Source organism: Chryseobacterium sp. Marseille-Q3244 (assembly GCF_940807095.1).
GTDB lineage: Bacteria > Bacteroidota > Bacteroidia > Flavobacteriales > Weeksellaceae > Chryseobacterium.
This window is the reverse complement of the sequence record NZ_CALNWX010000001.1, coordinates 429,057-447,507: the sequence shown is the minus strand read 5'-3', so window position 1 is coordinate 447,507 and position 18,451 is coordinate 429,057. Positions and strand designations below refer to the sequence as shown.

The 18,451-nt window shown below is 36.1% G+C and carries 20 protein-coding genes; 17 read left to right on the top strand and 3 right to left on the bottom strand.

The window, feature by feature from the left end; genetic code table 11:
• Positions 1-2 precede the first annotated feature (2 nt).
• From NBX25_RS02080 to NBX25_RS02055, 6 genes are all read left to right on the top strand, one after another.
• Positions 3-668, top strand: a complete 666-nt coding sequence (locus NBX25_RS02080; protein WP_250252647.1) for a response regulator — start codon at positions 3-5, stop codon at positions 666-668.
• A gap of 121 nt (positions 669-789) precedes the next feature.
• The gene (locus NBX25_RS02075) at positions 790-1,053 is read left to right on the top strand and encodes a hypothetical protein (RefSeq protein WP_250252645.1); all 264 of its coding nucleotides are present in this window, start codon (positions 790-792) and stop codon (positions 1,051-1,053) included.
• Positions 1,025-1,348, top strand: coding sequence for a membrane protein insertion efficiency factor YidD (gene yidD, locus NBX25_RS02070; RefSeq protein WP_250252643.1), 324 nt, complete (start codon positions 1,025-1,027; stop codon positions 1,346-1,348). Before NBX25_RS02075 ends, yidD begins: the two co-directional genes overlap by 29 nt.
• Entirely contained in the window at positions 1,314-1,646 is a 333-nt protein-coding gene (locus tag NBX25_RS02065) for a YegP family protein (protein ID WP_250252641.1), read from the top strand. Before yidD ends, NBX25_RS02065 begins: the two co-directional genes overlap by 35 nt.
• Positions 1,647-1,656: 10 nt before the next feature.
• Positions 1,657-2,724: a type I restriction endonuclease gene (locus tag NBX25_RS02060; RefSeq protein WP_250252639.1), complete on the top strand. Its 1,068-nt coding sequence runs from the start codon at positions 1,657-1,659 to the stop codon at positions 2,722-2,724.
• Between the two features lie 77 nt (positions 2,725-2,801).
• Positions 2,802-3,146, top strand: coding sequence for a hypothetical protein (locus NBX25_RS02055; protein WP_123909614.1), 345 nt, complete (start codon positions 2,802-2,804; stop codon positions 3,144-3,146).
• Positions 3,147-3,240: 94 nt separating this feature from the next.
• Here the strand turns inward: NBX25_RS02055 and NBX25_RS02050 are convergent, their stop codons facing one another.
• The 3 genes from NBX25_RS02050 to NBX25_RS02040 all read right to left on the bottom strand — a co-directional run bounded on the left by NBX25_RS02050 (position 3,241) and on the right by NBX25_RS02040 (position 5,135).
• Positions 3,241-3,693 carry a GNAT family N-acetyltransferase gene (locus tag NBX25_RS02050; RefSeq protein WP_123909613.1) on the bottom strand — a complete coding sequence of 151 codons (453 nt, stop codon included), beginning with the start codon at positions 3,691-3,693 and terminating at the stop codon, positions 3,241-3,243.
• Positions 3,683-4,309, bottom strand: a complete 627-nt coding sequence (gene yihA, locus NBX25_RS02045; protein ID WP_123909612.1) for a ribosome biogenesis GTP-binding protein YihA/YsxC — start codon at positions 4,307-4,309, stop codon at positions 3,683-3,685. The genes NBX25_RS02050 and yihA overlap by 11 nt, the downstream gene beginning before the upstream one ends.
• A gap of 64 nt (positions 4,310-4,373) precedes the next feature.
• Positions 4,374-5,135: an alpha/beta fold hydrolase gene (locus NBX25_RS02040; protein ID WP_123909611.1), complete on the bottom strand. Its 762-nt coding sequence runs from the start codon at positions 5,133-5,135 to the stop codon at positions 4,374-4,376.
• A 272-nt stretch (positions 5,136-5,407) separates the two neighbouring features.
• On the opposite strand from NBX25_RS02040, the gene mraZ reads away from it, so the two are divergent.
• The 11 genes from mraZ to NBX25_RS01985 all read left to right on the top strand — a co-directional run bounded on the left by mraZ (position 5,408) and on the right by NBX25_RS01985 (position 18,389).
• Entirely contained in the window at positions 5,408-5,866 is a 459-nt protein-coding gene (mraZ, locus tag NBX25_RS02035; protein ID WP_123909610.1) for a division/cell wall cluster transcriptional repressor MraZ, read from the top strand.
• Between the two features lie 47 nt (positions 5,867-5,913).
• Positions 5,914-6,807, top strand: coding sequence for a 16S rRNA (cytosine(1402)-N(4))-methyltransferase RsmH (rsmH, locus tag NBX25_RS02030; protein WP_123909609.1), 894 nt, complete (start codon positions 5,914-5,916; stop codon positions 6,805-6,807).
• A gap of 96 nt (positions 6,808-6,903) precedes the next feature.
• Positions 6,904-7,269 carry an FtsL-like putative cell division protein gene (locus NBX25_RS02025; protein WP_123858318.1) on the top strand — a complete coding sequence of 122 codons (366 nt, stop codon included), beginning with the start codon at positions 6,904-6,906 and terminating at the stop codon, positions 7,267-7,269.
• On the top strand, positions 7,253-9,244 hold the full coding sequence (locus NBX25_RS02020; RefSeq protein ID WP_123909608.1) for a penicillin-binding transpeptidase domain-containing protein: 1,992 nt from the start codon (positions 7,253-7,255) through the stop codon (positions 9,242-9,244). The genes NBX25_RS02025 and NBX25_RS02020 overlap by 17 nt, the downstream gene beginning before the upstream one ends.
• Before the next feature lie 61 nt (positions 9,245-9,305).
• Positions 9,306-10,766 (top strand): UDP-N-acetylmuramoyl-L-alanyl-D-glutamate--2,6-diaminopimelate ligase, encoded by a 1,461-nt coding sequence (locus tag NBX25_RS02015; RefSeq protein WP_250252637.1) that lies wholly within the window; start codon positions 9,306-9,308, stop codon positions 10,764-10,766.
• 18 nt (positions 10,767-10,784) lie between these two features.
• Complete coding sequence (mraY, locus tag NBX25_RS02010; protein WP_123909606.1) at positions 10,785-12,026, top strand: phospho-N-acetylmuramoyl-pentapeptide-transferase; 1,242 nt, start codon at positions 10,785-10,787, stop codon at positions 12,024-12,026.
• An 80-nt stretch (positions 12,027-12,106) separates the two neighbouring features.
• Entirely contained in the window at positions 12,107-13,444 is a 1,338-nt protein-coding gene (gene murD / locus NBX25_RS02005) for a UDP-N-acetylmuramoyl-L-alanine--D-glutamate ligase (RefSeq protein ID WP_250252629.1), read from the top strand.
• Between the two features lie 22 nt (positions 13,445-13,466).
• On the top strand, positions 13,467-14,705 hold the full coding sequence (locus tag NBX25_RS02000; RefSeq protein WP_123909604.1) for an FtsW/RodA/SpoVE family cell cycle protein: 1,239 nt from the start codon (positions 13,467-13,469) through the stop codon (positions 14,703-14,705).
• A gap of 64 nt (positions 14,706-14,769) precedes the next feature.
• Positions 14,770-15,870 (top strand): undecaprenyldiphospho-muramoylpentapeptide beta-N-acetylglucosaminyltransferase, encoded by a 1,101-nt coding sequence (gene murG, locus NBX25_RS01995; protein WP_123909603.1) that lies wholly within the window; start codon positions 14,770-14,772, stop codon positions 15,868-15,870.
• Positions 15,871-15,996: 126 nt separating this feature from the next.
• Positions 15,997-17,355, top strand: a complete 1,359-nt coding sequence (gene murC, locus NBX25_RS01990) for a UDP-N-acetylmuramate--L-alanine ligase (RefSeq protein WP_123909602.1) — start codon at positions 15,997-15,999, stop codon at positions 17,353-17,355.
• A gap of 65 nt (positions 17,356-17,420) precedes the next feature.
• On the top strand, positions 17,421-18,389 hold the full coding sequence (locus NBX25_RS01985; protein ID WP_123909601.1) for a cell division protein FtsQ/DivIB: 969 nt from the start codon (positions 17,421-17,423) through the stop codon (positions 18,387-18,389).
• The last annotated feature ends 62 nt before the right edge of the window (positions 18,390-18,451 follow it).

Below are 18,451 nucleotides of genomic sequence, written 5' to 3'. Positions count from 1 at the left end.
AAATGTTCAAAAAAATTTTAATAGCCGAAGACCACGAAAGCAGCAGTATTTCTGTACAGAGAACACTAGAAGACCTCAATATTTCAAATGCAGACTATGTTTATTATTGTGATGATGCAGTAGCAAAAATTCAAAAATCAATTCGGGAAGCCGACTTCTATGACTTATTAATTACTGATCTTTCCTTTGAAGAAGACCATCATGAGCAAAAGATTAAGGACGGCAAAGAGCTCATTAAAGCCATAAAAGGACTACAGCCTGCGTTGAAAACTATTGTTTTTTCTTCTGAACACAAATCCGGTACTATCAATTCTCTTTTTACAGAATATGGAATTAATGGTTTTGTCCGTAAAGCCAGAAATGATGCCAAAGATTTAAAAAAAGCAATCGCATCAGTATATGAAGGAAACAATTATCTCTCACTTGACCTTAAACAGGAAGTGAAAAAACTAAACAGCTATGAGTTTTCAGAATACGACATCACTCTTGTTTCTCTCCTATCGCAAGGGGTCCTTCAAAAAAATATTCCTGTGTATCTCCAAAATAACAACATCCGCCCCAATAGCCTGAGCAGTGTAGAAAAGAAACTGAATAGCCTGAAAGAAGAGCTTGAGATTACCAATAACGAACAACTTGTTGCTTTCTGTAAAGATTTAGGGATAATTTAGATTATAAACCATCTCAATTTTATATAACCTTTCAAAATTTTGAAAGGTTATTTGTTTTTACGGGTTCCCGTAAGGATTGGATTTTAAAGGATCATATTTTTGACCCATAAATAAAACAATCATGGAATACAAAGTAATACCATTTGTTGCAACTGCCAATCAACAAAATATGGGTTCAAAAAATATTGCAGAACAATTAGACAATTTAATAAAAGTTCATACCAATGATGGTTGGGAGTATCTAAGGTTGGAAAGTGTATCCACATATATACAACCTATTGAGGGGTGTTTTGGATTTGGCCATAAACCAGGCTATATGACGTCTTATCAAATGGTTGTTTTTACAAAAAAAGAAAATGAAAAATCTATTAATTCTTCTTATTAAAATTTATTGGTTGGTAATTCCAGCCGCAAAAAGAAGAAAATGTATTTTCAGAACAAGTTGTTCCAAACATGTCTACGAAACAACAACAAATGAAGGATTTATTTCTGGATTAAGTGCTTTCATATATCGATTTAAAAATTGTAGATCTGGCGCCTATATTATGGAAACTCCTTCAGGGGAAACTCAAATCATTTTACCTAATCAACGAATTCTTAATGAAATAGAAATTTCAGAAAGATTTATTAAAAATAAAAACAATCATGGGAAAATTTGTGATCACTCAAAGAGTGAATAAAGAATATCAATTCAATCTGAAAGCCGAAAACGAAGAAATAATTCTAACAAGTGAAGGCTATGTTCAAAAAGCATCTTGTCATAAAGGAATTGAATCCGTAAAACTTAATTCTCAAGAAGATGTAAGATATGAAAGAAAAGTTTCTGTAAATGATAAAGATTATTTTGTTCTCAAAGCTAGGAATGGAGAAATCATAGGCAAAAGCCAATTATACAGTTCTAAAACGAGCATGGAAAATGGAATAGCTTCTGTGAAGAGCAATGCTCCCGAAGCAGAAATAATAGATGAAACCCTTTAAAAATAATATCATGGATCTTAAGATTAAACTTGAACAACTACAACAAAAAGTCATAGCATTAAAAGATCAGATTGCTACAGAGGAAGCTACAAAAAATGCTTTTGTAATGCCTTTTATACAAATTTTAGGGTATGATATCTTTAATCCTACAGAGGTTATTCCTGAGCACATTTGTGATATTGGAACCAAAAAAGGAGAAAAGGTAGACTATGTGATTAAAAATAATGACGAACCTATCTTCATCATTGAATGTAAACATTGGAAAGAGAACGCTGATGCTCATAACTCTCAGCTTCATAGATATTATCATGTTTCCAAAACAAGGTTTGGGGTTCTTACCAATGGTATTATTTATAATTTTTATACAGATCTTGAAAAGCCTAATATCATGGATGAAAAGCCATTTTTCACTATAAATATTGAAGACTTAAAAGATAGCTCCATTAAGATCCTTGAAAGTTTTACCAAGAAAGATTATAACCTTGAAAGTATTTTGGATTCTGCAGAAGCTCTAAAATATATTAAGGCTATAAGAAAGGAATTTGAAAAAGAAATAGAAACCCCTTCTGATGAAATCGTAAAACTTTTAGTGAACAGATTCTTTGACAAGCCTATTACTGCCAGCAGATTGGTTTCTTTTAAAGAGTATACTAAAAAAGCATTAACAACCTCTATCAACGAATCTATAAGTTTTAGGCTTAAGTCTGCTTTAAGCATTAATGAACAAATTGAAAAGCAGGATGATGATATAAAAGCACCACAGCCTATTGATGAAAATAATGATTCAAGAATTGTGACTACTGAAGAAGAACTCGAAGGCTTTCAAATTGTAAAAGCAATTATGAGAGAAAAAATCCCTTCAACACGTATAGCTTACAGAGACACTTTATCTTATTTTGGAATTTTATTGGATGACAATAACAGAAAACCCCTTTGCAGACTGCACTTCAATACAGCGAATAAATATATTGAAACATTCCACAATGGTAAAGATTCTGGCGAGAAAGTACTACTCAGTAATCTTGATGAAATCTATAATTTTAGAGAAGAGCTCCATAAAACATTAGAAAACTATTAAACACCTTCCTCAATATAATTTACAATAGAAACTATTTAATACCCATGAAAACCTTTCTATATAAAAAAACAAATACTATGAAAAAACTACTTTTTACAGGACTTCTAGGACTTGGATTATTATTCCCTGCCAACATTTCAGCATCTACAGTTAGTACAACTTCAACTAAAGAATTTTTCAAAAAGCCAGGAAAAGGAAAAACTAAAACCAGCAGAAAGAGTAAATCGTCTAGATCACGCTATACTCCTTCAAGTTCCTATTCAAGCTACTCTTCTCCAAGATCTTATTCTTCAAGTTCCAGAAGCCGGGGATGCACATACAATGGTAATCAATTGTACGTTGGCTCAAGAGGAGGCTGCTATTATTATTCAGGAAACAGTAAGCAATATGTAGATAGATCTTATTGTTCCGGATGCAATTAAAATACGAAGCTAATAACCATGAATTTTAAATAAAAAAACACTCAACATATAACCATTGAAAAAGGTATCTCATCCGAGATACCTTTCTTTATTTTTATTTTCTAATCATTTCCGTATGCGGAATATCATCCTCCAGATACTTCTTTCCAGTATCCTCAAACCCAAAATCACCATAAAATCTCAACAGATAATCCTGTGCTGAAATTCTGATTTCAGAAGTATGAAAACGATTTTCTATCGTATCAACAGCATATTTAATCAATAGCTTTCCTAAACTTTTTCCTCTGCCTTTCTCCGTTGTAAGAACCCTTCCAATAGAAGTTTCATCATATTTTATTCCTTTATCGAAAATACGGCAGTACGCCAATACATCGCCGTTTTCCTCCGCCCAGATATGAACCGCTTTCTGATCATAATTGTCCAAATCAGGATAAGGACAGTTTTGCTCAATAACAAAAACGTCTATACGAGCTTTCAATATAGCATACAATTCAGGAACTGTAAACTCATCAAAGGTTTTTATTTTCCAGAGAGTATTATTGCTCATCGAAGCTTACACTATTTTGAGTTAAAAAGTCATTCGTGGTGTCTATGAACTTCAGAATCTCATCACCACCTGTTTTCTTTTCAGCTGAAGTAATATATAATTCAGGAAGATCCTCCCATGTTTTATGCAATTCCGATTTATAATTTTCAAAGTTTTTAATAACCTCGCTTGGTTTTAACTTATCCGACTTGGTAAAAACGATTGAAAACGGCACCCCACTTTCTCCACACCATTGGATAAATTCCAGGTCAATCTTCTGAGGAGCGTGTCTTGAATCTACCAATACAAAAAGGTTTACAAGATTTCTTCTGTTTAGAATATAATTGGTAATCAGCTTCTCAAAATCCTTTCGAAGAGCCTTTGAAACCTTTGCATATCCATATCCCGGTAAATCTGTAAGATACCAGTTTTCATTAACTAGAAAATGATTAATCAGCTGGGTTTTTCCTGGAGTCTGTGATGTTTTAGCTAAATCTTTATGATTCATCATAGCGTTGATCAATGAAGACTTTCCTACATTGGACCTTCCAATAAAAGCATATTCAGGAAGATTTGGTTCAGGACAATCCTGCCATTTTCCACTACTTTTTACAAATGTTGCTGTCTTAATAACCATTTTGAAATATATTTTAGAAAAATAAACCATTAAGAAAAGCTCTTAATGGTCATTTATTATGTTTTTAAACTTTATCTTTTACCCAGTTGTATAGGATTTCATTGAACTCTTCTGGTTTTTCCATCATGGCAGCATGACCGCAATGATCTATCCAGAACAGGTCCGAATTAGGAATAAACTTATGCATATCCTCAGCCACTTCCGGAGGAGTTACATTGTCCTGTCTCCCCCAGATCAGACACGTAGGTGTTGTAATCTTAGGAAGGTCATTCAGCATATTGTGTTTGATGGCACTTCTGGCCAACATTACTGTTTTTATTCCCTTCATTCTGTCATTCACCACTGCAAAAACTTCATCTACAAGATCTTCAGTAGCAACTTTCGGGTCATAAAAAACCTCTTCTGTTTTCTTTCTGATATAAGATCTGTCATTCTTTCTTGGAAAACTGTCACCGAAAGTTCTTTCATACAATCCTGAGCTCCCGGTAAGAACTAAATTTTTTACCAGATCAGGTCTTGCCAAAGTCAAAATAAGCCCAACATGTCCTCCCATTGAATTTCCAACAATGGTAACAGGTCCTGAAATATGACTTTCTATAAACTTGATGATATATTTCGCAATAGTGGTAAGATTCGTATTGAGTACTGGCAAATCATAGATGGGCAACTGAGGAACATATACCTTGAATCCTCTGTCCGAAAAAAAATCTACCATTTTATCGAAATTACTCAAACCACCCATTAACCCGTGCAGCAGCACTAATGGATGTCCTTCCCCAGCCTCTACATAGGAATATTTCTTTTCTTTTTTTGTACTAAATATCATATAATGCCTTAATAAAGCCTTGCAAAAATACAAATTAAACCTCAAAAATATTTTGATTATCCTAATTTAAGATAAAAATAATACAATATTCCCCTTTTTAACTTTTTTTTTCAAAACCGCTTTATTATGGCTTGAATAACAGTTTTAACAACCTTCTACATATCAACCAATTACATTCTTAGAGCTCAATCTTTAATAAAACTTATTAACATTGAGTCAAAAAGTGGGAAAAAGTGGGAAATTTTGGAAATTATTATATAAATTTGTCCCAAATGAAAAATTTCATTGGGACATATGAGTGTAAAATTGACGACAAAGGCCGCTTAAAAGTTCCTTCATCTTTAATCAAACAGATGGAAAACTTCGAAGACAAGGCATTTGTAGTCAAAAGATCTGTGTTCCAACCTTGTCTGGAAGTCTATCCAATGAATGCGTGGGATAAACTGATGGGCAAAATTAATAAACTGAACAGATTCATAAAAAAGAATGCTGATTTCATACGAATGTTTACGGCAGGAGTAAAAACAGTAGAATTGGATAATGCCGGAAGATTACAGATTTCCAAAGACCTGATGACTTTTTCAAATCTTCAGAAGGAAGTAGTAATCACCAGCGCGGGAGAACTTTTCGAAATTTGGGATAAAGAAGCCTACGAACAGGTAATCTCCACCAATGAAACTGATTTTGCCAGCCTTGCCGAAGATGTAATGGGCTCTTTTGACGAAGAATAACTGTAGAAGTTATTAAAGATTTTATTTAATAAAAAACACAATTAAGCATGTATCATAACCCCGTTTTGTTGAAGCAGAGTGTAGATGATTTGGTGACGAATCCTGACGGAATCTATGTGGACTGCACCTTTGGAGGAGGTGGCCACTCAAGAGAGATTTTGAGCAGACTTTCTGACAAAGGAAAACTGTTCAGCTTCGATCAGGATCTGGATGCGCTTAAAAATACAATTGATGATCCCAGATTTACATTAGTTAATCAGAATTTCAGATTTCTGGAAAACTCTTTATTAATGTATGGCATTCCTCAGGTTGATGGTGTTTTGGCTGATTTGGGAGTTTCTTCTCATCAGTTTGACGAAGCAGACAGAGGATTTTCTACAAGAAGCAATGCTCCTTTAGACATGCGAATGAACGTCATGCAGAGTCTTGACGCTAAAAGAGTAATCAATGAATACGGCGAGGAAGAACTTGCAGATATTTTTTATTACTATGGAGAATTAAGAGAAGCAAGAAAGCTGGCAAGGGAAATTGTTCATCATAGAAAAACAAAAAGTATAAATACCACAGAGGATTTGAAAAAGCTTTTCAGCTACATTCCCCCTCATAAGGTAAATAAATTCTATGCTCAGCTATTTCAGGCAGTAAGAATAGAGGTAAATCAGGAACTTGAAGTATTGAAAGAAATGCTGGTACAGGCTTTCAATGTTTTAAAACCAGAAGGAAGATTAGTCGTAATATCTTACCATTCTTTAGAAGACCGATTGGTAAAAAGATTCCTGAAAAATGGAATGTTCGAAGGAGAACCGGAAAGAGATATCTACGGAAATTATAAAAAGGCATTCGAATTGATGAAGAGTAAAGCAATCATTCCTGACAATAAGGAGATTGAAGAAAACTCAAGAGCAAGAAGTGCTAAAATGAGAACAGGAATTAAAGTGTAAAAGTGAACCCGTAGATTATCTAAAGTGAATTTTTAAAAATAAGATTGACAATTGATAACAAGGTAAGTTCGCAGAAAGCAAATTGATTGAATTAAAGTGGCAAAAAGAACAACAAATCGCCCCCAGAAAAGACTCACTTTTATAGACATTATAAAAGGAAACTTTCTGAATCGTGATGAGATCAAAATACATTACAGGTATTTTCTCTTGTTGTTTATCCTGATGATGGCTATGATTTACAGTAACCATCTCGTCAATAAAAAAATTAAAATTGTAAACGCCTTAAAGGAAGAAACAGAAGAATATAAATCGAGAAACGCTTACGCCCAGAGTAAGCTAATCAAGGTGAAAATGGAATCAGAGCTGGGGAAAGAGGTTGCACGGGATTCATTAATGACCTTAGAAAACCACCCTCATAAATTGCTAATAAAACTGGACAGTACAGATGCAAAAGCAAAATGAATACGACAACAAACGTAAAAAAACGTTACGATGGGGCTACCTCTTTGCAGTGGTAGCTTTGTGCGTGTTTGTAATGTTCTTGGCAAGGATTGTCATCCTTCAGAATACCAATGTCCAGGAAATTAAAGATGATTACATTAACAAAAACTATCGCGAAGCTACTTTAAAAGCTGCCCGCGGTAATTTATTTGCTTCCGATGGTTCTATTTTGGCCACAACCGTAATGCGATATGACATCTATCTTGACTTCAAAACGATGAAAGATACGATTTACAGCAACAACATCGGAGCTTTAACGGATTCTCTGAGCAAAATGTTCGGAAAATCCAGAGGAGAGTTCAGACAAAAATTTGACGAACAGAAGAAAAAGAAAAATCAATATTATACCCTGGTCAAAGGGCTTGATTTTGATCAGTACGATAGAATCAGAAACTTCCCGATCTTCAAAAGAGGTAAAAACAAAGGTGGTTTCATTGTAGACAGAAACTACAAAAGGGAGCTTGCCACTTCTGAAATCGGAGCCGGAACTATCGGTATGGATAACGGAGAACTTAAGTCCGGATTAGAAGGAGCTTTTTCAAAACATTTAACAGGAACTGACGGAAAAAGATTAGAACAAAGAATCAACTCTTCCCAGTGGAAACCTATTGACTTCTGGAAAGTTCAGGAACCTATCGACGGAGAAGATGTTTATACAACCTTAGACCTTAGAATTCAAGACATTGCACACTCTGCATTAGAGAAACAACTGGTCCATTATGAAGCCAAACACGGAACCGTAATTGTAATGGAAGTGGAAACCGGAAAAGTACGTGCTTTGGTTAACTTAAGAAGAACAGAATCAGGAGAATACGAAGATTCTTACAACTATGCGTTAAAAGATAATATCGAGCCAGGATCCACCTTCAAAACCATTTCGCTGCTAGCAGCAATGGATGATGGATTCATCGATGAAAACACGACGGTAAATGTAGGAAATGGAGTTTGGACGTATGCCAAGCAAAGAATTTCTGATGGTCACGGCGGAGGAACTTATGATATCAGTGATGTATTAGCAAAATCCAGTAACGTAGGAACAGCAAAACTCATCACAAAGTTTTATGCTGAAAAACCACAAATTTTCCTTGATCACCTGAAACGTTGGAAATTATTCGACAAAATGGACATCGAACTTCCGGGAATCACAAAACCGAAGATCGTAACCCCGGAAAATAAAAGATGGAATGCGGCAACACTAGCCTCTATCTCTTACGGATACTCTTCAAACATCAACCTGTTACAGCTGACAAGCTTCTATAATGGAGTTGCCAACGGAGGTAAAATGCTTAAACCACTGTTCATCGATAAGATCATGAAAGACGGAAAGGTAATGTACAGCGCAAAACCTGAAGTTATGGTAAATAAAATGGCATCCGAAAAGGCCATCAAAATGATGACCAGCGCATTAACTAAGGCTGTAGAAAAAGGAACAGGACGAAGCATCTTCACTCCCAACCTGAAAATGGCAGGAAAAACAGGAACCGCAAGATTTGAATACTGGCTTCCTGGCCCAATGAAATATCGCGCATCATTTGCAGGATTCTATCCGGCTGATGCTCCAAAATATACGTGTTATGTGATGGTAAGTGAACCCAATACATCAATTGGGTTTTATGGAGGACCAGTAGCAGCCCCGGTGTTTAAAGAAATCGCAGGAAAAACCTTCCTGAAAACACCACAAAATATTGAAAAAGAAATGCTCGTGGACAAAAAGGTAAACCTGAGTAAAATGGTGGAACCTAATGTAAAAGTAGCAGTCAATGATAAGCAAATGCCTAATGTAGTAGGATTGATCGGTAAAAACGTCATCCCACAATTGGAAAATTTAGGATACCGTGTCGATTTTAAAGGAGTTGGACGAATAAAAGAACAATTCCCATTAGAAGGCACAACCATCAGTAAGAACCAGAGAATATATTTATCTCTACAGAATTAAAAAAACAGAGTCCCAAAGGGACGACTTAAGCCCAAATAGGATAAAGTCCTATTGATATAAAATGATAATAACAGAATTAGTAAACAGAATCCCAGTAATAGAAATCCACGGTGATAACAACCGTGAAGTATCCGAACTGGTGTTCGACAGCAGAAAGGTTACAGAAAACGCTCTTTACATCGCTATGAGAGGAACAGTGGTGGATGGACATTCATTCATTGTATCTTCTATTGAGAAAGGAGCAACAACGATTGTTTGTGAAGAATTTCCTGAAACTCTGGCAGAAAACGTAACCTATATTAAGGTTAAAGATTCTGCTAAAGCTTTAGGTCACCTTGCTTCGAACTTCTACGGAAATCCATCCAGAAAACTGAAACTGATAGGAGTTACAGGAACAAACGGGAAAACCTCTGTTTCTACCCTGCTTTTTGATGTTTTCAGAAATTTAGGATATGATTCTGCTTTATTATCAACCGTTGAAATCAGAATCGGGGAAGAAGTTATTCCAGCGACTCATACCACTCCGGATGTTATTACCATTAACAAAATCTTAGCTGAAGCAGTTGAGAAAGGATGTGAATTTGCTTTCATGGAAGTAAGTTCTCACGGAATTGCTCAAAACAGAATCGAGGGACTACACTTTAAAATAGCCGGGTTTACAAACATTACCCATGATCATCTAGATTATCACAAAACATTTGAAGAATATTTAAAAACAAAGAAAAGATTCTTTGATGAATTAGAAGATACAGCCATTGCCATCACCAATGTAGATGACAAAAATGGGAATGTCATGCTTCAGAATACAAAGGCTAAAAAGAAGTCTTATGCTTTGAAAACAATGGCAGACTATCACGGAAAACTATTGGAAGTGGATTTCAACGGAATGTTGCTAAACTTCAACGGAAAAGAATTCTGGACAACGCTGACGGGTAAATTCAACGTATACAATCTATTGCTTGTATTTGGAATTGCAGAAGAACTTGGTTTTGAACAGGACGAAATCCTACAAGCTATCAGCAAGCTAAAAAGAGTTTCCGGAAGATTTGAAACCCTAAAATCAGATGGTGGGATTTTCTTTATCGTAGACTATGCACACACTCCGGATGCTTTAGAAAACATTCTGGACAGTATCAACGATATCAGAACCAAAAATGAAAGATTAATCACCGTTTTCGGTTGCGGAGGAGACAGAGATCACTCCAAAAGACCTGAAATGGGAAATATTGCCACTAAGAAATCAACATTGGCAATCATCACTTCAGATAACCCCAGAACAGAAGATCCGGGACAAATTATCAAGGAAATTGAAGCAGGTGTTGAGCCTCAGAACTTCAGCAAATACACTTCAATTCCAGACAGAAAAGAAGCCATAAAAATGGCCATAAAGTTTGCAGAACCTAAAGATATCATTCTCGTAGCCGGAAAAGGTCACGAAAATTATCAGGAGATAAATGGTGTGAAACATCATTTTGATGACAAAGAAGTAATTAATGAACTTTGGAAATTAATGTCCAAGTAATTATTAACAATTGAAACTATGCTATACTATCTATACGAATATCTAACAGACCATGGAATTCACGTTCCGGGATTAGGATTGTTGAAATACATCTCCTTCCGTGCCGGAATGGCTGTATTGTTCTCTTTAATTATTGCCCTTGTCTACGGAAAAAGAGTGATTAATTACCTGAGAACAAAACAAATGGGTGAATTAGTCCGTGATCTTGGATTGGATGGCCAAAAGCAAAAAGAAGGGACTCCTACCATGGGAGGACTTATCATCATTTTGGCAACCATTATTCCCGTATTATTGTTTACAAGAATTACCAACGTATATATTGTCTTGCTGTTGGTTTCAATGTTTTGGATGGGAGCCATCGGATTCCTGGATGATTATCTAAAGAAAATAAAGAAAAATAAAGACGGACTTAGTGGTAAATTCAAAATTGTCGGACAGGTTGGCCTAGGGTTAATTGTCGGAGTTACCATGTATTTCCACCCGGATATCACCGTTAAAAGAAAATATGCGGATGCAAAAGTGGTGAACCGAAACAACGTAGAGCAAAACTTCATGCCTACAGAGAAAATCACAGTTTCTACAGTACCTTTTGCAAAGAACAATGAGTTTGATTATAGCGGAATCCTGTTTTGGATGAATGAAAAAGATGCCCACGAATGGGCATGGATTGTCTTTATTCCTATTGTTATCTTCATTGTAACAGCTGTTTCCAATGGAGCTAATATCACAGACGGAATAGATGGCCTCGCCGCAGGGACCAGTGCTATTATACTGCTTACCCTTGCCCTCTTCGCCTACCTTTCAGGGAACATCATCTTTGCAGACTATCTGAATATCATGTTCCTTCCGAATATGGGGGAAACCACCATTTTCGCCGTCGCAATGGTAGGAGCCGTAATTGGCTTTTTCTGGTATAACACCTATCCTGCCCAGGTTTTCATGGGAGATACAGGAAGTTTAATGTTGGGAGGTGTGATTGCTGTTTTAGCCATTATCTTAAGAAAAGAATTATTGATTCCTGTTTTATGCGGAATATTTTTGATCGAAAACCTGTCTGTGATGCTTCAGGTAATCGTTTTCAAATACAGAAAGAAAAAATATGGGTTAGAATATGCCCAAAACAATAGACTATTCAAAATGTCACCATTGCACCACCACTATCAGAAAGATGGATTTCACGAGAGTAAAATCGTCAACAGAATGATTATCATTGGAGTAATATTGGCAATTGTTTGTCTGATCACCTTAAAAATGAGATAAGATCAATTTAAAAATTGAAAGATTTAAACATTGAAAAATTTTTTAATCATTAAATCTTTTAATCATTAAATCAAAATAATATGAAAATAGTTGTTTTAGGAGGAGGAGAAAGCGGATGTGGAGCTGCTTATTTGGCTAAAAAGAAAGGTCTGGAAGTATTTCTTTCAGACAAAGGAGCCATTAAAGATAACTATAAGCAGTTTCTTACCGAAAATGGGATTGAATTTGAAGAAGGAGACCACAACGAAGAAAGGATTCTAAATGCAGATTGGATCGTAAAAAGCCCGGGAATTCCGAAAAAAGCAGAGATCATCCATAAAATTCATGAAAAAGGAATAAGACTTTCTTCAGAAATTGAATTTGCTTCTGAATTTACAGATGCTAAGATCATTGCTATCACAGGAAGCAACGGAAAAACCACCACCACTTCTCTGATCTACTATATCCTGAAAAATGACGGATTAAACGTAGGTTTAGGAGGAAACATAGGCTATAGCTTTGCAAAACAGGTTGCAGATGAAAATCATGAATATTATGTACTGGAAGTAAGCTCTTTCCAGTTGGATGACATTCAGAACTTCAGACCCTACATCTCTTTATTGTTGAACTTATCTCAGGATCACCTGGATCAGTACAATTACAATTATGAAGAATATGCATTGGCAAAATTCAGAATCACTGAAAATCAGGAAAATGACAACTTCTTCATCTACAATAAAGATGATGAAATGAGCAAAAACCTGCTTGAAAAGCTAGAAATAAAAGCGAAGATGATTCCTTTCTCCACAAAGGAACAACTTCCTGAAGGAGGTTTTGTAAATGATGATCAGATTGTGGTAAAAATGAAAGATGAATTCTCAATGAAAGTTGAAGAGTTATCTCTTTTAGGAAACCATAATGTTGCCAATAGCTTAGCCGCATCAATTGCAGGTAAAATACTGAAGATCAACAATGAAAGCATAAGACATTCATTAATGACATTCCAGGCCGTAGAACACAGATTGGAATTCGTAACGGAAACAGACGGTGTAAAATACATCAATGACAGTAAGGCAACCAATGTGAATGCCACTTACTATGCTTTAGAAAGTATGAAAACCCCAACCGTATGGATCGTGGGTGGATTAGATAAAGGGAATGACTATACTGAAATTGAAGATTTAGTCAAAAGAAAAGTAAAGGCAATTGTTTGCCTTGGTGTTGATAATAAGAAAATTATAGATTTTTTCAAGGATAAAAAGGAATTTATCTATGATACTTCAAGTATGGAAGAAGCGGTGAAAATATCAAAATCACTGGCTAAAAAAGGAGACACCGTTCTGCTTTCTCCATGCTGCGCAAGCTTTGATTTATTCAAAAGCTATGAAGACAGAGGACGTCAGTTTAAAGAGCAGGTATTAAAAGCCAATGGCCATTAGTCAGAAGCCAATAGCATTAATTATGGACGAGCAGAATACAGAAACCAGATTTGAATTTCTAAAGGGCGATAAAGTACTTTGGATGGTCATTCTTGTGATCTCCATTTTCTCTATTTTCCCTGTTTACTCTGCAAGTTCAAACCTGGAATATATTGTGAATAACGGAACCACCACAGGCCACGTTATCAAACATATGTTCTTTGTACTCCTTGGATTAGCCATTATGAGGCTTGTAGGAACTATAAAATACGAATACATCGGAAAGCTCAGCAGTATTCTACTGGGGCTGATGATCGTTTTATTGATTGTTACCATGTTTACCGGCCAAACCATTGATGGAGCCAGTGCTTCCAGATGGTTGAAAATTCCGGGTACCCCCATTTCCTTTCAGCCATCATCATTCGCCTTCCTGATGTTGATTATCTATTTATGCAGATACTTAACCAAGAAGATCACAAGAGAAAGGCTTCCAATAGAGAATATCATGTATATTTTCGGACCTATTCTTCTTGTTTTTGTACTGGTAGCAAAAGATAACGGTTCTACCGCATTAATGATTCTGATGGTTTCAGTAATTGTTTTGATTGTCGGACAGCTTCACTGGAAATACATTGCGGGTTTTATTTCAGCCTCATTTGTAGCCATTGTATTCTTCCTGTTGATTGCATTAAATACCAATATGATTGGCGGAAACCGTGTTCACACATGGATGAGCCGTATTGAAACATTTACATCAAGCAAAGCAAAATCAGCAGACACAGATGATGAAAGTGTAAAAGCCAAGAACTATCAGGTAATGCAGGCCAAAGCCGCCATTGTACACGGTGGAATTACAGGAATGGGACCAGGAAAAAGTGCCTTAAAGCAAATGCTTCCACAATCCGCCTCCGACTTTATCTTCGCGGTTATCGTAGAAGAATACGGAGTAATCGGAGCTGCCTTTTTGATCAGTCTCTATCTGATTATGATGATACGAATTGTGATGATCGCAAGTAAAATGCCAGCCTTCTTCGGATCGTTGCTGGTGCTCAGTCTCGGGGTAATGATTTTTATACAGTTATCGGTCAATATTGCCGTTGCTGTGAATCTGATCCCGGTAACAGGACAGCCATTACCACTGATCAGTTATGGAGGAACCTCGATGCTGGTAACCTATTTACAGCTAGGAATTATCTTAAATATAAGCTCCAGAATTCAGATTTACGATGAAGAAGGAATGGGCAAAAAACAAAGCATAGCAGAAATAAACGATATCGCATAAACCAAAAAGAGTCCCGAAGGGACGATTTAACAAAAAATCGGACGCAGTCCTATTATATTAAACAATGAGCAAAAGACTAAAAATATTACTATCAGGCGGAGGAACAGGAGGACATATCTTCCCTGCCATCGCCATCGCTGATGAGATCAAGAGCAGATTTCCTGATGCAGAATTTTTGTTCATTGGAGCCAACGGAAAAATGGAAATGGAAAAAGTTCCACAAGCCGGATACAAAATTGAAGGAATTGATATCGCCGGAATCGACAGAGGAAACCTGTTGTCCAACTTAGGACTCCCTTTCAAGATTTTGAAAAGTTTAAACAGATCAAAAGCCATCATCAAAGAATTTAAACCGGATGTTGCGATAGGAACAGGAGGATTTGCAAGCGGACCTGCTTTATATGAAGCGACCAAATTGGGAGTTCCGGTCTTTATTCAAGAACAGAACGCTCATGCTGGTGTAACCAATAAAATTTTAAGTAAAGCAGCTAAAGCGATATTTACAGCTTACCCTAAAGTAGCAGGCTTCCCAGCAGAAAAGATAAAATTTCTTGGAAATCCGATCCGTTCTGTTATTATTTCTGGGATGCAGGATACTGCTCAGGCAAAAGAAAAAATGGGATTAAATAAGGATAAACTTACCATTTTATCGGTAGGTGGATCTTTAGGCTCCAGAACATTAAATAATGCCTGGAAATCTCATTTAAAACAAATTGTAGACAAAGATTATCAGCTGATCTGGCAGACCGGAAAGCTTGATTATAAAGATATTATTGAAGAAACGAAAAATATTGATACCAGGAATATTCAGATCCGTGAATTTATCAAAGACATGGAATTGGCCTATTCTGCAGCAGACATCATCGTTTCAAGAGCCGGAGCCATTGCCATTTCAGAGTTGGCAGTAGCACAAAAGCCGGTATTATTGGTGCCATTCCCATTTGCGGCAGAAGACCACCAAACCAAAAATGCCATGAACCTGGTTGAAAAAAATGCTGCCAGAATGGTAAAAGACTCTGAAATGCAGGAGAAATTCTGGAATACATTATCAGAAATCTGCGAAAACGAAAATGTGAGAAAAGAAATGTCCGACAATCTTGAGTATTTTGCTAAGCCAAATGCCACGAAAGAGATTGTAGATGAGATATTTAAAATAATAAGATAAATATGTAGGGTTTGTCATTCTGAACGAAACGTAGTGAAGTGAAGAATCTCAATTATTGAGATTTCTTGGTCCTCGGAAATCACAGATTCGGCACAGCCAATGACAAATGAAAATTTTTAATAAATAATGAAGAACTTAGAAACATATCAAAACTTTTACTTCGTTGGAATCGGAGGTATCGGAATGAGTGCTTTAGCACGTTACTTCCATGCGTCCGGTAAAAAAGTATTGGGTTACGATAAAACCAACACCAAGCTTACCCAAAATCTGATGAAAGAAGGGATTGATATTGTTTTTGAAGATCTTATAGACAAAAGAATTACATCCCTTCATAAAGAAGATACATTGGTAATCTATACTCCTGCCATTAAAACGCTTGGAATCTTAGATCATTTCAATCAAAGTCAGTTTGAAGTGTTGAAACGTGCAAAAGTTTTAGGCTTAATTACGGAAAATACAGACTGCATCGCAGTAGCTGGAACCCACGGGAAGACCACTACCTCTACCCTGGTTTCTCACCTATGCAAAGAAGCAAACTTACCGTTCTCATGCTTTTTAGGAGGAATTTCTGAGAACTTTAAGTCAAACTTTCTATACAACGGTTCCACCTATTCAGTGGTGGAGGCAGATGAATATGACAGAAGCTTCCTGAACCTCTCTCCGGATTGGGCAGTAGTGACTTCAACTGATGCAGACCACCTGGATATTTATGGAGATAAAAGCCATATTGAAGAAGGCTTCAGACAATTTGCAGCCCTAGTTCCTGAAGATAAACAACTATTTGTAAGAAAAGGAATTGAAATCGGAAGAGCCCATCAGACTTACGCTGTAAACGAAAAAGCTGATTACTATTCGGATAACCTGAGAATGGATCATGATAAGATTTATTTTGACTTCCATACTCCAACAGAAACAATAAAAGATTTTGTTTGGGAAATCCCGGGAATCCATAATGTGGAAAATGCTACAGTAGCATTGGCAATTTTGCATAATTTGGGCGTAGATTTTGATACGCTGAAAAAAGCAATTGCCAATTTTAAAGGAATTAAAAGAAGATATACCAAGCATTTTTACGAAAACGGTAAAATTTATATTGATGATTATGCTCACCACCCTACAGAAATCAATGCGGTAATGAGCTCTATTAAAACATTTTACCCCAATAAAAAATTATTGGTAGCCTTCCAGCCGCACCTGTTTAGCAGAACAAGAGATTTTGCAGACGGATTTGCAGAAAGTCTGAGTAAGGCAGACGAATTGATCTTATTGGACATTTATCCGGCAAGAGAACTTCAGGAGAATTTTGAAGGAATTACTTCAAGCTGGTTGTTGGACAAAGTAACATTAGACAAAAAAGAAGTATCAACTTTATCTGATGCTTTTGAAAAAATAAAAGAAAAAGAATTTGACATCCTTCTCACCGTAGGAGCCGGGAATATAGATACCCTGTACGACCCAATCTGTGAATGGATAAATAAATTGTAAAAAGTAATAATGTATTTACGTATTCATGAATACATTTTACATAAATACATGAATACAGAAAATGTATGAAAAATAAGTACAGAATATTAAAAATTGTTATCACGGTAATCATCCTTGGATTGTTACTGAGTTTCTCGTTGAAGAGATTCGGTGGCCAAAAGATTACGGATAATAAGATTTCTGTAAAAATGAATGAAAAAACTCCTGTTTACTTTGTTGATGAAAAAGATATCAGGGAAATTGTAAAAAAAGAGAATCCATCAGGAAAAGTAGGAGATCTGAATATTCCGGCTTTGGAAAAAAAGATCAATGCACTTCCCGCAGTGGATAGTGCCAATGTTTATCTAAACCTAAACGGAAAATTGAACCTTGATATCAAACAGAGGGTTCCGGTATTCAGGCTTAATAAAGATGGAAAAGACTTTTATGTAGACGAAAAAGGAATTGAATTTCCTATTTCAAGAACCTATTCCCATCCTTGTATGCTTGTAACAGGAAATGTACAGCCGGATGAATATGAAAAACTGGCAGAACTGGTTGGAAAAATTGATAACGATGATTTTAGTAAGAAATATTTTATTGGAATTTCAAAAAGCAAGGACAGCTATAACCTCCTGACCAGCGAAGGAAACTACAGAGTGGAAATTGGAGATCTCGATAATATTGATTTTAAAGTAAAAGGATTTAAAACCTTTGTGGAAAAATACCTGGTCTATCAGGATCCGCAAAAATACAGTATGGTCTCTGTAAAGTATCAAAACCAGATTGTGACCACTCTCAATCCTCACTTCAAGGAAAACGACAGTATCCTGAAGGCGGGTAGATTAGAAATGGCAAAAGCTCCTGCACTCACTGCCGCTGCTAAAAAAGCAGAGGTAAAGCCAAAGATTGCAGAAGTAAAAAAAACAAGCTCACCCCCGGCAAAACCGAAAGAGAGTACAAAACCTAAAATACAGGCAAAGAAAACAGAGAAAAAAACAACGGCCCCGGCACAGTCCAAGCCAAAGCCGAAACCAAAGGTGAAAATAGAATAAAAAAGGTCCTAAAGGACTATTAACACAAAGCAGGACCTGATCCTGCCATGGAAAAAGTAGAA

Coding starts and splice junctions, on each gene's coding strand:
- NBX25_RS02015 (WP_250252637.1), top strand. CDS start 9,306: ATGATAATAACAGAATTAGTAAACAGAATCCCAGTAATAGAAATCCAC.
- yidD (WP_250252643.1), top strand. CDS start 1,025: ATGAAAAATCTATTAATTCTTCTTATTAAAATTTATTGGTTGGTAATT.
- mraZ (WP_123909610.1), top strand. CDS start 5,408: ATGAAAAATTTCATTGGGACATATGAGTGTAAAATTGACGACAAAGGC.
- NBX25_RS02020 (WP_123909608.1), top strand. CDS start 7,253: ATGCAAAAGCAAAATGAATACGACAACAAACGTAAAAAAACGTTACGA.
- NBX25_RS01985 (WP_123909601.1), top strand. CDS start 17,421: ATGAAAAATAAGTACAGAATATTAAAAATTGTTATCACGGTAATCATC.
- NBX25_RS02080 (WP_250252647.1), top strand. CDS start 3: ATGTTCAAAAAAATTTTAATAGCCGAAGACCACGAAAGCAGCAGTATT.
- NBX25_RS02060 (WP_250252639.1), top strand. CDS start 1,657: ATGGATCTTAAGATTAAACTTGAACAACTACAACAAAAAGTCATAGCA.
- murC (WP_123909602.1), top strand. CDS start 15,997: ATGAAGAACTTAGAAACATATCAAAACTTTTACTTCGTTGGAATCGGA.
- murG (WP_123909603.1), top strand. CDS start 14,770: ATGAGCAAAAGACTAAAAATATTACTATCAGGCGGAGGAACAGGAGGA.
- rsmH (WP_123909609.1), top strand. CDS start 5,914: ATGTATCATAACCCCGTTTTGTTGAAGCAGAGTGTAGATGATTTGGTG.
- NBX25_RS02065 (WP_250252641.1), top strand. CDS start 1,314: ATGGGAAAATTTGTGATCACTCAAAGAGTGAATAAAGAATATCAATTC.
- yihA (WP_123909612.1), bottom strand. CDS start 4,309: ATGGTTATTAAGACAGCAACATTTGTAAAAAGTAGTGGAAAATGGCAG.
- murD (WP_250252629.1), top strand. CDS start 12,107: ATGAAAATAGTTGTTTTAGGAGGAGGAGAAAGCGGATGTGGAGCTGCT.
- NBX25_RS02075 (WP_250252645.1), top strand. CDS start 790: ATGGAATACAAAGTAATACCATTTGTTGCAACTGCCAATCAACAAAAT.
- NBX25_RS02000 (WP_123909604.1), top strand. CDS start 13,467: ATGGACGAGCAGAATACAGAAACCAGATTTGAATTTCTAAAGGGCGAT.
- mraY (WP_123909606.1), top strand. CDS start 10,785: ATGCTATACTATCTATACGAATATCTAACAGACCATGGAATTCACGTT.
- NBX25_RS02040 (WP_123909611.1), bottom strand. CDS start 5,135: ATGATATTTAGTACAAAAAAAGAAAAGAAATATTCCTATGTAGAGGCT.
- NBX25_RS02055 (WP_123909614.1), top strand. CDS start 2,802: ATGAAAAAACTACTTTTTACAGGACTTCTAGGACTTGGATTATTATTC.
- NBX25_RS02050 (WP_123909613.1), bottom strand. CDS start 3,693: ATGAGCAATAATACTCTCTGGAAAATAAAAACCTTTGATGAGTTTACA.